The sequence below is a fragment of the Acidocella sp. C78 genome, assembly GCF_907164655.1.
In genome coordinates this window covers 32,910-46,253 of the sequence record NZ_CAJQZK010000002.1, presented here as the reverse complement: position 1 = coordinate 46,253, position 13,344 = coordinate 32,910, and the positions used below count along the sequence as shown (strand labels likewise).

The window sequence follows — 13,344 nt, the reverse complement described above, 5'->3', positions numbered from 1 at the left end:
GCGGCCCAGCCTCAGCGCCCGTTCGGCGGCCGCGTCGCGGGGGCGACATAGCGGGAATACGGATCGAAATGATTGAACAGCTCGTCGAAAAAGCTGCGGATCATGCCGCCCGTGCCGGCCCGCTCGATGGCGGACGACGCCCTGAAGGCCTGCGCCGCGACCGCGGCACAGGCCATGCCCCATTTCGCCGCGTCACCCGCCGGTGGCGCCGGGGTCGCGTAGATCACGCGATTCGGGCCGAACAGCACCAGCTTGCCGGATTGCTCCTGCACCGTGATGTCGGGATCGAGCGCGGTGATGCCCGAGAGCCCCCACACCGCCATCTGCGGTATGCCCAGCGGCTCGAGCGTTCGCGGCGCCATGAAGGCCAGCGCAGCGCCCCACACCGCCGCGACACGGGCGGTGTCGAACCCGCGCTGATCCGCCCGCGCGCCCGGTGCCGGCGTCACCACGCAGACCATCGCGACGATGAGCCGGATCAGCCGCGCGACTCTCGACCGACGGACATGGCACGCCCCGGAATGTCGGGCGCGCGCGTGCGTCGGCCGTCGTCTCATCGGCGGCCGCGTTTCTGCCTGGACGGGGCGCGGCCGGGCTTCCTGCCGCCCTTGCGGGCCGGCGGGCGGCGTCCCGTCCCCCCTCCCTCGCCCGGCGCGCTGCCGCCTTCGATCAGGGTGAACAGCAGCCCGCCGGTCACCGGCTTGGCCTCGCGCAGCCGCACCACCACCGGATCGGCGAGGCGGAACACCACGCGCGAGCGAGTGCCGGCCAGCGTGCCGTCGGCCTCGTCGAAATGCCAGAAATCGTCGGGCAGCAGCGCCATCGGCACAAAGCCGGACGCCCCCGTCGCATCGAGGGTGACGAACAGGCCGAACCGCGTCACGCCGCTGATCCGCGCGCCGAAATCCTCGCCGATCCGGTCGGCGAGATAGGCGGCGAGATAACGATCGGCCGATTGCCGCTCGGCATCGGTGGCGCGGCGCTCGGTCGAGGTGATCGCCGCCGCGATGGTCTCGAACCCCTCGGCGTGTTCGGGGCGCAGCCCGTCGGTGCCGAGCTTGAGCCCGGCGATCAGCGCGCGATGGACCAGAAGATCGGCATAGCGGCGGATCGGCGAGGTGAAATGCGCGTAGCTGTTCAGCGCGAGGCCGAAATGGCCGATATTCTCCGGCGCGTATTCCGCCTGGCTCTGGCTGCGCAGCACCGCCTCGTTCACCAGCGGCGCCGCATCGGTGCCGGAAACCAGCCGCAACACATGGTCAAGGTCGCGCGGGCGGAGCTGGTCGCCGGGCTTGAGCGAAATCTCGAACGTCGCCAGCAGGTTGCGCAGCGAATCGAGCTTTTCCGGCGAGGGCGGGGCATGCACGCGATACATGCAGGGCTGGCGCAGCCGCTCCAGCTCCTCCGCCGCCGCGACATTCGCGAGGATCATGAACTCCTCGATCAGCCGGTGGCTGTCGAGCCGCGGGCGCGGCGCCACATCCGTCACCCGCCCGGCCTCGTCGAGCGTGATCTTGCGCTCCGGCAAATCGAGATCGAGCGTGCCGCGGGCCTGCCGCGCGGCGAGCAGCGTGCGATAGGCGGCATAGAGATGCCCGATCGTCCCCTCCGGCAGGTCGGCCTGCCAGCCGGCCTCGAAAGCGCCCTGCACCTCCTCATAGGTGAGGCGGGCGAAGCTGCGCATCAGGCCGCGGCCGAATTTGTGGCTGAGCTTGCGGCCCTCGGAATCGACGATCATCTCGACGAACAGGCACCCCCTGTCCTCGCCGGGGCGCAGGCTGCACCAGCCGTTGGAGAGCGCTTCGGGCAGCATCGGCACCACGCGGTCGGGGAAATAGACCGAGTTGCCGCGCTTCAGCGCCTCGCGGTCGAGCGCCGAACCAGGTCGAACGTAATGCGCGACATCGGCGATCGCGACGACGATGCGATGCCCCGGCCCGGCGGGTTCGGCGAAAACGGCGTCATCGAAGTCGCGCGCATCGGCGCCGTCGATCGTCACCAGCGGCACCTCGCGCAGATCGGTCCGCCGGCCGGGGCGAACGCCGCGGGCGCGCTTCGCCTCGTCGATCGCGGTCTCCGGGAAATCGGCGGGAATGCCCAGCGCCGCGATGGCGATCAGGCTGATCGAGCGCGCATCGCCCATCCGGCCGAGATGCTCGGCGATCCGCGCCGGCTTCGGCCCGTGGCCGAAAGCCGGCAGCGGCATGGCGCGCACCACGTCGCCGCTTTCAGCGCCGGCGGTCTCGCCCGGCGGCACCTTCCATTCGGCGCGGCTCTTGCGGTCGACCGGCTCGACCCATCCCCCCTCCCCCTCGGCGCGGAACACGCCAATGATGCTGGCCGGCTCCTCGTCCAGGCGCCGGATCGTGCGCCCCTCGTAGCGGTCTTCGTCGATCCGCCGCAGCCGGGCCAGCACGCGGGCGCCCGGCGCGAGCGCGGCATGGCCGCGCGTCTCCGGCATCATGAAAATGATCGGCGGCTTGCCGGGCCGATCCCAGCCGACCGGCCGGGCCAGCGGGTCGCCGTCGCGATCGGTGCCGGTGATTTCGACGACGCAGCGTTCCGGCAGCGCCTCCGCCGCGCGCACCTGCCGCCCGCCGGCACGCACCAGCACGCCGTCGCGTTCCAGCGCCCGCAGCATCGCCCGCAGCGCCGGCTTCTGGTCGGGGCCGAGGCCGAACGCGCGGGCGATGTCGCCCTTGCGCAAGCGCGTTCCCGCTTCGGCGATGAACTCGCGCAGCACGGATTCGGTCGGCAGTTCGGCAGAACGGCGTGGCGGCTTCCGACTCATGCGAAACCGCGTCGGCGCGTCACGACGATCCTTCCGACCGAACCCCAGACGACAATCTGGACTCGGTGCACGGCAGCGCCCCACGCATCATTATTTCTGACAAGTCTAAAACGCATAATCCCAATGTAGCGCGGCGACAACGGCGGTTCAGGCTTTCAGGCCCGGGCATGTGGCAAGTTTTCCAACTATGGCCTGTATGCAACAGCGGCCCTGTCGAGCTTCGCGTTGAAGAGCGCGCCGAACAGCACGGCGTAGGCGCTCAGATAGAACCACATCATCAGGCCGATAAGCGTGGCGAGCGGCCCGTAGGTCCGGCTATAGGCCGCGAACCGGCCGACATAGACGGCAAACCCATAGGACACGAGCAGCCAGGCCAGGATCGCCACCAGCGCACCCGGCGCGATCGGATGCTCCGCTCCACGCCCGAAGGCCGGCCCATAGCGGTAGAACAGACCGAGCGCGACCCCCATGAACCCGATGAGCAGGCCGAATCCCGGCAGCACCGTCAGCGTTGCCGGCGCGTTGGAAAGGCCCAGATAGGCGAGCACCAGCGGCATGCCGACCAGCACGGCGATGGCGATGATCGCCCCGATCATGGCGATCAGCGTCATCCCGAGACTCACCGCCTGGAATTTGAAAAAGCCGCGCGTCTCCTGCCGCTTGTGGATCATGTTCAGCGCATAGAGCAGCGATTTCGTGCCGGATGACGAGGAATAGAGCGTGAAGCCAAGGGAGATCACGAGCCCGATTCCCAGCGTCGTCTTGCCGCCGGACACCAGTTGCTGAATCCGCCCGCCGATCAGCGCAAAGGCCGCCGGCGGCATCAGGTGCTTCAGATAGAGCAGCTGCGGCTCGACCGTGATCGGGTTGAACGCCAGGCCGTAAAGCGAAATCAGCGCCGTGATGGCGGGAAACAGCGAGAGCGTGGCATAGAAGGCGCAACCGGCGGCGACGAGCGACATCTCGCCGCTCATCAACGCGATCACGGCGGCGCGCAGCCCCTGGCCCCAGAGCCCAAGGCGCCGCCGCCACAACATCAGGCGCCGTCCAGGAACCGCCGGATCACCGCGATGGTGGGCGCGTCCATCAGCGCCGGCGCATGGCCACAGGCCGGCACGACATGCGTGGCGGCGCCGTCCTCCTCCATGCGCGCGAGGGTGGCTTCGGTCAGCAGGTCGCTCGTCGCGCCCCGAAGCGCCAGCACGGGAACGCGGATCGCCCTCCAGATGGCGCCAAGATCGGCATCGATCGGCACCGAGGCGCGGATCGGCTCGGCGATCGCCGGATCGTAGTGCAAGGCGACGCCGCCGCCCTCGACCGGCCGCGCCGAATGACGCGCGAGGGCCGCCCATTGCGGATCGGTCAGCGGGCCGAACGGCGCATGCACGGCGCGCAGATGGGCTTCGAGCGCCGCGAGATCGGCAAAGGTCGCCGGCGCCTCGCCCATGTAATCGCGGATGCGGCCAAGCGCCGCGGCGGGGATATGCGGGCCGATATCGTTGAGCACGAGCCGGGTGATCGGCGTGTGCGCCGCCGCCGCCGCCATCATGCCGCAGATCCCGCCCAGCGACGTGCCCACCCAGGCGACCGGCTTGTTCAGCCAGGCGAGCAGATGCGCGAGCGCGACGACATAGGATGGCGGCTGGTAAAGCCCCCCGTCGCGCAGCCATTCCGAGCGTCCGCGCCCCGGCAGGTCGGGGCAGATCACATGATACCGATCGGCCAGACTCTCGGCGAGGATGTCGAAATCGCGGCCGTTGCGGGTCAGGCCATGCACGCAGATCACCGCCGGCGCGGCCGGGTTGCCGAATTCCACGAAGGCGAGCCGGTGGAAATCGTTGCCGAGCAGATAGGGGACGAAACCCTGCCGCGCCACGATCCGGCCGTCCTTCAGATGATGCCGTCCCGGCGCAGCGCGGCGCGGGTCGGTTCGTCGAGTCCCAGCATGTCGTTCAGCACCTCGTCGGTATGCTCCCCCAACATGGGGGGCGCCAGGCGATAATCCACCGGCGTTTCCGACAGGCGGACCGGATTGGCGACAAGCTTCACCGGCACGCCATCGTTCCTGGTCATCTCGATCAGGTTGCCCCGCGCGATCACGTGCGGATCGGCAAACACCTGCTCCAGCGTGTTGATCGGGCCGCACCCGATCTTCAGCTCCTCCAGCCGCTCCAGCCACCAGGCGGATGGATGAAGCGCCAGAACCGCGGCGAGGGTCTCGGTCACGAAGGCGCGATTGGCGACGCGGGCGGCGTTCGTCGCGAAGCGCTCGTCGGCGAGCAGGTGCTCCAGCCCGAACGCGGCGCAGAACCGCGCGAAGGTCGGGTCGTTGCCGATCGAGAGAACGATATGGCCGTCTTCGGTCGCGAACACCTGGTAGGGCACGATGTTCGGATGCTCGTTGCCAAGGCGCGGGGGGTTCTTGCCGGTGGCGAGATAATTCATCCCCTGGTTGGCGAGCCAGGCGACATGCGTATCGAGCATGCCGATGTCGATGTGCTGGCCCTGCCCGGTCGTTTCGCGATGGCGCAGCGCGGCGAGCACGCCGATCGCGCCGTAAAGCCCGGCGAACAGGTCGGCGACCGGCACGCCCACCTTCATCGGCTGGCCGTCCGGCACGCCGGTGAGCGACATGATGCCGCCCATCGCCTGGATCAGGCTGTCATAGCCGGGGCGGGACGCGTAGGGACCGGTCTGGCCGAATCCGGTGATCGAGCAATAGATCAGGCCGGGATGATCCCCCTTGAGATCCTCATACCCAAGGCCGTAGCGCGGCAGCGTGCCGACCTTGAAGTTCTCCACCAGAATATCGCTTTTCGCGATCAGCGCGCGCGCAAGCCGCTGCCCCTCGGGCTTCGCGATATCCAGCGTCACCGAGCGCTTGTTGCGGTTGGCCCCGGCGAAATACGCGCTCTGCTCGGTGCCCGGCAGGGCGGGGGCGCGAAGCCGCGGGTATCGTCGCCGCTGCCCGGTTTCTCGATCTTGATCACCTCGGCGCCGAGATCGGCCAGCATCTGCACGCAGGTGGGGCCGGCCAGCACGCGGGTCAGATCGAAAACGGTCAAACCCGCGAGCGGACCCGAGGGCGTGGTGGCGGCGGCTTCGTGTTCAGACATTCAAGGACTCCCATCAATGCCACCGGCAATAGCGAGCCTGCCGGAACAGGTCAAAACGGGAGGTCCGGGACCGAGGCGGGCGGATCAGTGGGCGATCGGCCCGCCGGCCGGAGGAACGCAGCTGCGCAGCGCCAGGCGGACGAGCCGATTGGCGACGGCCGGCAGACCGGCGCGCTCCGCGTCCTGGGCAAGCGAAATGAGCCGATCGACAAGTATCAGCGGGCTGACGATCGGCTCGTGCTGGTCGGCGGTTTTCGCCGGGCGAACTGGGTCATCGCGAGTGTCCTTCTGAGGAAGTCCAACGGAAACAGCCGTTTTTGGCCGCCTTCGAAAATGACCCGCCGTCGATTACAATCCGGTAAACAAATTCGACCCGAGCGGAAAAATTATCTTTCGTTCTCGTCGTTGTCGCGCTCGACCTCGATATCGGCGTCGATCGAGTCGTCGTCCTCAAGATCGTCGGCATCCGTCAGGATGTCGTCATCGCCGGCGTCCTCGACGTCATCCGTATCGACATCGTCCTCGGCGGGCTGCGCCTTGGCGGGCTTCTTGACGTCGTCGGGCACGGGAACGCTACGTTTGAGCTTCGGCTGTTCGACCGGCTGCTCGGTGCCGCATTTCGGGCAGACGGCCGGGGCCTTGCCGAGGTCGAAAAACCGCGCGCCGCAGGACACGCAGGTATGTTTGTCGCCAAGTTCAGGCTTCGCCATGAGAGCCTCGCATTGCAGGGTGAACGGTGGAACTCCGTCAGGGCGGGCGCCATGCCACCCATCGCCCCGCTTGTCAAACCCTGAACGCGGTCGACAATCATGGCTGGCAAATTCGCCCACTCGTGGTAAGCGCCGCGCCATGGAACCTGTTGCCGCGTTTCCCCAGACATCCCGCCGCCCCGCCACGCCGCTCGCCGGCGCGATCACGGTTCCGGGCGACAAGTCGATCTCCCACCGCGCCCTCATGTTCGCCGGCCTCGCCGTCGGCGAAACCCGGATTTCCGGTCTGCTGGAAGGCGAGGACGTGCTGCGCACCGCCGCCGCCATGCGGGCGCTGGGCGCTACGGTGGAGCGCACCGGCCCGGGCGCGTGGCGCGCCTCCGGCCCCGGCATCGGCGGCTGCAAAGCCCGGACGACGTGCTGGACATGGGCAATTCCGGCACCGCCGCGCGGCTGCTCTGCGGCATTCTCGCGAGCCACGACATTTTCGCGGTCATGACCGGCGACGCCTCGCTGCGCCGCCGGCCGATGCGCCGGGTGATCGACCCGCTGGGCGCGACCGGCGCCGTCTTCACCGCGCGCGAGGGCGGGCGCCTGCCGCTGTCGGTGCGCGGCACAGCCGAGGCGATGCCGCTCTCCTATCGCCTGCCGGTCGCCTCCGCGCAGGTGAAGTCGGCGCTGCTGCTCGCCGGGCTGAACGCCCGCGGCGTCACCGAAATCGAGGAACCGGAACCCACCCGCGACCATTCCGAGAACATGCTCCGGCATTTCGGCGCCGAGGTCGATGTCGTCTCCCACGGAACCGGCAAGCTGATCCGCCTGCGCGGGCAGCCGGAGCTGCGCGGCGCGGATGTCGTGGTTCCCGGCGACCCGTCCTCGGCCGCCTTCCCGATCGTCGCCGCGCTGATCGTGCCGGGCTCGCGCGTCACGATCGAGGGCGTCGGGCTGAACCCGCTGCGCACGGGCCTGTTCCTCACCCTGCGCGAAATGGGGGCTGCGATCGAGATCGTGAACGCCCGCGAGGCCGGCGGCGAGCCCGTGGGCGACCTCATCGTCACCGCCTCCGACCTGCGCGCCGTCGATGTGCCGGCGGACCGCGCCCCCTCGATGATCGACGAATACCCGATCCTCGCCGTCGCCTGCGCGATGGCGCGCGGCACCTCGCGGCTGCGCGGCCTCGCGGAACTGCGGGTCAAGGAGAGCGACCGCCTGGCCGCGACACTCGCCATGCTCGCCGCCAACGGCGTGAAGGCGCATGTGGAGGACGACGACCTCGTCATCGCCGGCGGCGGCGCCCGCGGCGGCGCCACGGTGGCGACGCACATGGATCATCGCCTGGCGATGAGCGCGCTCGTGCTCGGCCTCGCCACCGAGACGCCGGTGACGATCGACGATGCGCGCTTCATCGACACCAGCTTCCCCGGCTTCCTGCCGCTGATGCGCGGACTCGGCGCGGCGATCGAGGCGGCGGCATGACCCGGCCGATCGTCATCGCGATCGACGGGCCGGCCGCCTCCGGCAAGGGCACGCTGGCGCGCCGACTCGCCGCCGCCTTCAACCTGCCCTATCTCGACACCGGCCTGCTCTACCGCGCGGTGGCGCGGCGCGTGCTCGACCGTGGCGGCGATCCGGCCGATCCCGCGGCCAGCGCGGAACAGGCCCGCACGCTCGGCCGGCTCGATCTCGAACGCGGCGACCTGCGCACCCCGGAGGTCGACCGCGCGGCCAGCGCCGTCGCCTCGATCAAGCCGGTCCGCGCCGCGCTGCTCGACTTCCAGCGCCGCTTCGCCGACGCCTCCGGCGCTGTGCTCGACGGGCGGGATATCGGCACCATCGTGTTCCCCGCGGCGGACGTGAAACTCTTCGTCACCGCCTCGCTCGACGTGCGGGCGAAGCGCCGGCATCTGGAGCGCCTCGCCCACGGGATCGACCCGGGATACGACTCCGTACGCGCCGAGCTTGCCGCCCGCGACGCGGCCGACCGCGCCCGCGCCGCCGCCCCGCTGATGCAGGCAGAGGACGCCCTGCTGCTCGATACCAGCGAGATGGACGCCGATCATGCCTTTACCGCGGCGGCCGATCTGGTGAACAAGGTACTTGCGCGGGGCTGACCCCGCCCGGACCAGAGGAGACAGCGTGACCGATCTGTTCGAGCAGGGCGCCGGCCAGGCGAGCTATTCCGCCAAGGACATCGAGGTTCTCGAAGGGCTGGAGCCGGTTCGCCGCCGCCCCGGCATGTATATCGGCGGCACCGACGACACGGCGATGCACCACCTCGCCGCCGAATTGCTCGACAACGCGATGGACGAGGCCGTGGCCGGTCACGCCTCGGTCATCGAGATGACGCTGGCCCCCGGCAACCTGCTCGCGGTGCGCGACAACGGCCGCGGCATTCCGGTCGACCCGCATCCGAAATTCCGCGACAAGTCGGCGCTCGAGGTGATCCTCACCACGCTGCATTCGGGCGGCAAGTTCGCCGGCAAGGCCTATGCCACGTCGGGCGGCCTGCACGGCGTCGGCTCCTCGGTGGTGAACGCGCTGGCCGAGCGGCTGGAAGTCGAGGTCGCGCGCGAGAAAACCCTCTGGAGGCAGGACTATGCCCGCGGCAAGCCGCTGACCAAGCTGGTCAATGCCGGCGCGGCGCCGAACCGGCGCGGCACGCTGATCCGGTTCGTCCCCGACCCCGAGATTTTCGGCGACAAGAAGTTCAGCCCGGCCCGGCTCTACCGGATGTGCCGCTCGAAGGCCTATCTGTTCCGCGGCGTGCGGATCCGTTGGGCGTGCGACGCCTCGCTGATCGCCGCCGGCGCCGATGTGCCGGCGCAGGCGGAACTGCACTTCCCCGGCGGCCTCGCCGATTCGCTGGCGGAGGAGCTGGGGGCGGCGCCGAAGCTCGTCGCCCCGGTCTGGGCCGGCCAGGCCGACCTGCCGGACGATGCCGGGCGAATCGAATGGGCCTGCGCCTGGCTGGACGCCGGCGAGGCCTCGCTCGCGACCTATTGCAACACGATCCCGACGACGCTCGGCGGCACCCACGAGGCCGGGTTCCGCGCCGCCCTGCTCAAGGGCCTGCGCGGCTTCGGCGAGCAGCGCGGCAACAAGCGCGCCGCGGTGATCACCGCCGAGGACGTGGCCGGCGCGCTCGCCGCCAAGCTGTCCCTCTTCATCCGCGACCCGCAATTCCAGGGCCAGACCAAGGAAAAACTCACCTCGCCCGAGGCGCAGAAACTGACCGAGGCGGCGCTGCGCGACCGGTTCGAGCATGTCCTCACCGGCGACCCGGCGAATGCCGACAACCTCCTCGCCTTCGTGATCGAGCGCGCGGAGGAGCGCATCCGCCGCCGCGAGCAGAAGGACACGCCCCGCAAATCGGCCACCCGGCGCCTGCGCCTGCCCGGCAAGCTGACCGACTGCTCGCGCGAAAGCCGCGAGGATACCGAATTGTTCCTGGTCGAGGGCGATTCGGCCGGCGGCTCGGCCAAGCAGGCGCGCAACCGCGAAACCCAGGCCGTGCTGCCGCTGCGCGGCAAGATCCTCAACGTCGCCTCCGCCTCCACCGAGAAGCTGCGGCAGAACCAGGAACTCAAGGATTTGATCGAGGCGCTCGGCTGCGGCGTCGGCGACCGGTTCCAGATCGACGCGCTGCGCTACGGCCGGATCATCATCATGACCGACGCCGATGTCGACGGCGCCCACATCGCCTCGCTGCTGATGACGTTCTTCTACCGCGAGCTGCCGGAACTGATCCGCGGCGGCCATGTCTATCTCGCCCAGCCGCCGCTCTACCGCCTCACCCAGGGCGGCAGGTCGGTCTACGCGATGGACGATGCCGAGCGCGACCGGCTGATCAAGACGGCGTTCAAGGCAAATGCCAAGGTGGAGATCAGCCGCTTCAAGGGGCTTGGCGAGATGCCCCCGGCCATCCTCAAGGAAACCACGATGGACCCGAAGCGCCGGGTGCTGCTGCGCGTTCTCGCCCCGCCCGAGACACGGGCGGAAACGGCGGACATCGTCGAGAGCCTGATGGGGCGGAAACCCGAGCTGCGCTTCCGCTTCATCCAGGATCACGCATCGAGCGTGCAGGAGCTGGATATCTGAGCCGTGCCGTCATGCTCTCGATGAGCATGACGGGTGGCGTCAGGCGAAAGGCTCGGTCTCGCCCTCCGGCACCGGCACCCGGAAGGCCTTGATGGTCATGGAAATCAGCCCGTAATACCCCAGAATCCCGACCAGATCGACGAGACCGCGATCGCCGAGCTGGCGGCGCGCGAAAGCATAGGTCGCGTCCGACACCTCCCGCGCGGTGAGCAGTTCGCGGGCGAAATCATGCACCGCCCTTGCGTCCGGCTCGGCGAAGACCGGCGTTTCGCCCGCCTTGATCGCGGCGATGACCGTCTCCGGCACGCCGGCCTTGGCCGCGATCGGCGCGTGGATGTACCATTCGAACCCGGCGCGCCAGTAAGATCCCATCACCAGAATCGCGAGTTCCGACAGGCGCGGCGGCAGCGAGGAGCCGAAACGGCAGAACGCGCCGAGGGCCTGGGCATTGTTGGCAAGCTCGGCGCTGTGCAGCCACACCGCGAGCGGCCCCTCGACGCGGCCGCGCGGGCCGGAGGCGATGGCGTCGTGCGCGGCGCGCTGGGCCTCGCTCATCCGCGAGAGGTCGGGCAGTCCAAGGCGGGGCGTGTGGGTCATGTCGATCAATGCCTGAAATGGCGCATGCCGGTGAAAACCATCGCGATCCCGGCGGCATCGGCCGCCTCGATCACCTCGTTGTCGCGGATCGAGCCGCCGGGCTGGATCACCGCCGTCGCCCCCGCCTCGATCGCGGCCACAAGCCCGTCGGCGAAGGGAAAGAACGCGTCGGACGCGACGACCGAACCCGGAATCCCCTCCCCGCCCTTCTGTGCCGCGATCCGCGAGGAATCGACGCGGCTCATCTGCCCCGCGCCAATGCCGGTGGTCGCCCCCGCCTTCGCGTAGATGATCGCGTTCGACTTCACATGCTTGGCCACGCGGAAGGCGAACAGCAGATCGGCGAACTCGGCGCTGGTCGGGGCGCGCTGGGTGACGACTTTCAGATCGTCGCGGCCAATCCGCCCGGCATCGCGGGTCTGGGCGAGGAAGCCGCCGGCGACGCTGCGCCAGGCAAGGCCCGGTTCCGCCGGATCGGGCAGGCCGCCGGTGAGCAGCAGGCGGAGATTCTTCTTCCGGGCGAGCAGTTCCACCGCATCGGGCGCGGCATCCGGCGCGATGATCACCTCGGAGAAGATGCTGGCCATCTTCTCGGCCGCGGCGGCGTCGAGCGGGCGGTTGACCGCGATGATCCCGCCAAACGCCGAAACCGGGTCGCACGCCAGCGCGCGGTCCCAGGCCGCGGCCAGATCGGCGCCGAGGGCGACGCCGCACGGATTGGCGTGCTTGACGATCACCACCGCCGGCCGGTCGAACTCGGCGACGCACTCGAAGGCGGCATCGGTGTCGTTGATGTTGTTGTAGGAGAGTTCCTTGCCCTGCACCTGCCGCGCGGTGGCGACGCCGGGGCGGTTGCCGCTGCGATAGAACGCGGCGGACTGATGCGGGTTCTCGCCATAGCGCAGCATCTGCTGGCGGGCGCCGGCGAGGGCCAGATGCGGCGGGAACATCTCGCCGGTCTGCCGCGCGAACCAGGCGGAAATCGCCGCGTCATAGGCGGCGGTGCGGGCATAGGCGGCGGCGGCGAGGCGGCGGCGCTGCGCGAGCGTCGTCCCGCCGGCGGCCAGCGCCGCGATGAGGTCGTCATACTGCGCGGGGCCGGTGAGAACCGCCACCGAATCGTGGTTCTTCGCCGCCGCGCGGATCAGCGCCGGGCCGCCGATATCGATATTCTCGACACAGGTTTCGAAATCCGCGCCCTTCGCGACCGTTTCCTCGAACGGGTAGAGATTGACCGCGAGCAGGTCGATCGGCGGGATGTCGTGCCGCTGCATCTGCGCCAGATGCTCGGGCAGGTCGCGCCGGCCGAGCAACCCGCCATGGATCTTCGGCACCAGCGTCTTCACCCGCCCGTCGAGCATTTCGGGAACGCCCGTGTAATCCGCCACCTCGACAACCGCGATCCCGGCCTCGCGCAGCGCGCGGGCGGACCCGCCCGTGGAGAGGATTTCCACGCCCGCCGCCGCCAGCGCGCGGCCAAGCTCGACCAGCCCCGTCTTGTCGGACACCGAGATGAGGGCCCGTCGGATGTTCACTCTGTCGCTCATGGCAAACCTCGTCTGTCAGTGTCCGGAAACGGGAACGGCGGAGACGGCGTTGGCCGGCGAGCCGTGAATTATTTTCGTGCTGATCAGCACATAGACGACCGCCTTGTGATCGGGATCGACCAGGCGGTAGAGGTCGAAATGCTTGACCAGGAAGGAGGCCGAGATCGCGGCGATCTGCTGCTTCGCCGGCAGGTCGGCCGGCAGCGTGATTGGCCCGGTGGCGACACAGGAAAGGGCGAAGCGCGACGGATCGGTCGCCACACCCAGGCTGCCCTTCACCCCGCCGGTCTTCGCGAAACTCGCATAGCAGGCGATCTGGGGGATTTTCGGATCGTCGAGCCGTTCGACCACCACCTTGTCGTTCGCGCCGAGCAGCCGGAAATTGGTCGAGACCGCGCCGATCCGCGTCTCCGCCCGCGCCGTTGCCGCCGCCAGCGCCCAGGCCCCGGCCATGATGCCGAGAAGTGCGAGCCGCCTGATCATGC

Annotated in this window: 10 protein-coding genes and 2 pseudogenes; 3 read left to right on the top strand and 9 right to left on the bottom strand. The window is 69.4% G+C overall.

All coding sequences use genetic code 11. The annotated features are described in order from the left end of the window. Positions 1-11: 11 nt before the first annotated feature. The 6 genes and pseudogenes from ACIDOCELLA78_RS99055 to ACIDOCELLA78_RS99030 form a co-directional block, all read right to left on the bottom strand. Positions 12-557 (bottom strand): hypothetical protein, encoded by a 546-nt coding sequence (locus ACIDOCELLA78_RS99055; protein WP_249675025.1) that lies wholly within the window; start codon positions 555-557, stop codon positions 12-14. Continuing rightward, on the bottom strand, positions 554-2,791 hold the full coding sequence (gene rnr, locus ACIDOCELLA78_RS99050) for a ribonuclease R (RefSeq protein WP_201727723.1): 2,238 nt from the start codon (positions 2,789-2,791) through the stop codon (positions 554-556). Before rnr ends, ACIDOCELLA78_RS99055 begins: the two co-directional genes overlap by 4 nt. Positions 2,792-2,976: 185 nt before the next feature. Continuing rightward, positions 2,977-3,828 (bottom strand): YihY/virulence factor BrkB family protein, encoded by an 852-nt coding sequence (locus ACIDOCELLA78_RS99045; RefSeq protein WP_201727722.1) that lies wholly within the window; start codon positions 3,826-3,828, stop codon positions 2,977-2,979. Then, positions 3,828-4,667 (bottom strand): alpha/beta fold hydrolase, encoded by an 840-nt coding sequence (locus tag ACIDOCELLA78_RS99040; RefSeq protein WP_201727721.1) that lies wholly within the window; start codon positions 4,665-4,667, stop codon positions 3,828-3,830. The genes ACIDOCELLA78_RS99045 and ACIDOCELLA78_RS99040 overlap by 1 nt, the downstream gene beginning before the upstream one ends. 14 nt (positions 4,668-4,681) lie before the next feature. Next, positions 4,682-5,805: pseudogene (locus tag ACIDOCELLA78_RS99035) on the bottom strand (CaiB/BaiF CoA transferase family protein). Positions 5,806-6,293: 488 nt separating this feature from the next. After that, positions 6,294-6,617, bottom strand: coding sequence for a TIGR02300 family protein (locus ACIDOCELLA78_RS99030; RefSeq protein WP_201727720.1), 324 nt, complete (start codon positions 6,615-6,617; stop codon positions 6,294-6,296). Positions 6,618-6,756: 139 nt separating this feature from the next. Between ACIDOCELLA78_RS99030 and aroA the strand changes: the two are divergent. From aroA to parE, 3 genes and pseudogenes are all read left to right on the top strand, one after another. Further along, positions 6,757-8,093, top strand: a pseudogene (gene aroA / locus ACIDOCELLA78_RS99025) (3-phosphoshikimate 1-carboxyvinyltransferase). Continuing rightward, positions 8,090-8,728 (top strand): d(CMP) kinase, encoded by a 639-nt coding sequence (locus tag ACIDOCELLA78_RS99020; protein WP_201727719.1) that lies wholly within the window; start codon positions 8,090-8,092, stop codon positions 8,726-8,728. The pseudogene aroA and the gene ACIDOCELLA78_RS99020 overlap by 4 nt, the downstream one beginning before the upstream one ends. Before the next feature lie 25 nt (positions 8,729-8,753). Then, positions 8,754-10,715 carry a DNA topoisomerase IV subunit B gene (gene parE, locus ACIDOCELLA78_RS99015; protein ID WP_201727718.1) on the top strand — a complete coding sequence of 654 codons (1,962 nt, stop codon included), beginning with the start codon at positions 8,754-8,756 and terminating at the stop codon, positions 10,713-10,715. Between the two features lie 39 nt (positions 10,716-10,754). Here parE and ACIDOCELLA78_RS99010 read toward each other — a convergent pair whose 3' ends face one another. Genes ACIDOCELLA78_RS99010 through ACIDOCELLA78_RS99000 form a run of 3 tightly spaced genes read right to left on the bottom strand, consistent with a single transcriptional unit; the run spans position 10,755 to position 13,342 of the window. After that, positions 10,755-11,312, bottom strand: coding sequence for a carboxymuconolactone decarboxylase family protein (locus ACIDOCELLA78_RS99010; protein WP_201727717.1), 558 nt, complete (start codon positions 11,310-11,312; stop codon positions 10,755-10,757). Positions 11,313-11,317: 5 nt separating this feature from the next. Next, positions 11,318-12,859 carry a bifunctional phosphoribosylaminoimidazolecarboxamide formyltransferase/IMP cyclohydrolase gene (gene purH, locus ACIDOCELLA78_RS99005; protein WP_201727716.1) on the bottom strand — a complete coding sequence of 514 codons (1,542 nt, stop codon included), beginning with the start codon at positions 12,857-12,859 and terminating at the stop codon, positions 11,318-11,320. A gap of 15 nt (positions 12,860-12,874) precedes the next feature. Then, positions 12,875-13,342, bottom strand: a complete 468-nt coding sequence (locus ACIDOCELLA78_RS99000; RefSeq protein ID WP_201727715.1) for a CreA family protein — start codon at positions 13,340-13,342, stop codon at positions 12,875-12,877. Positions 13,343-13,344 lie beyond the last annotated feature (2 nt).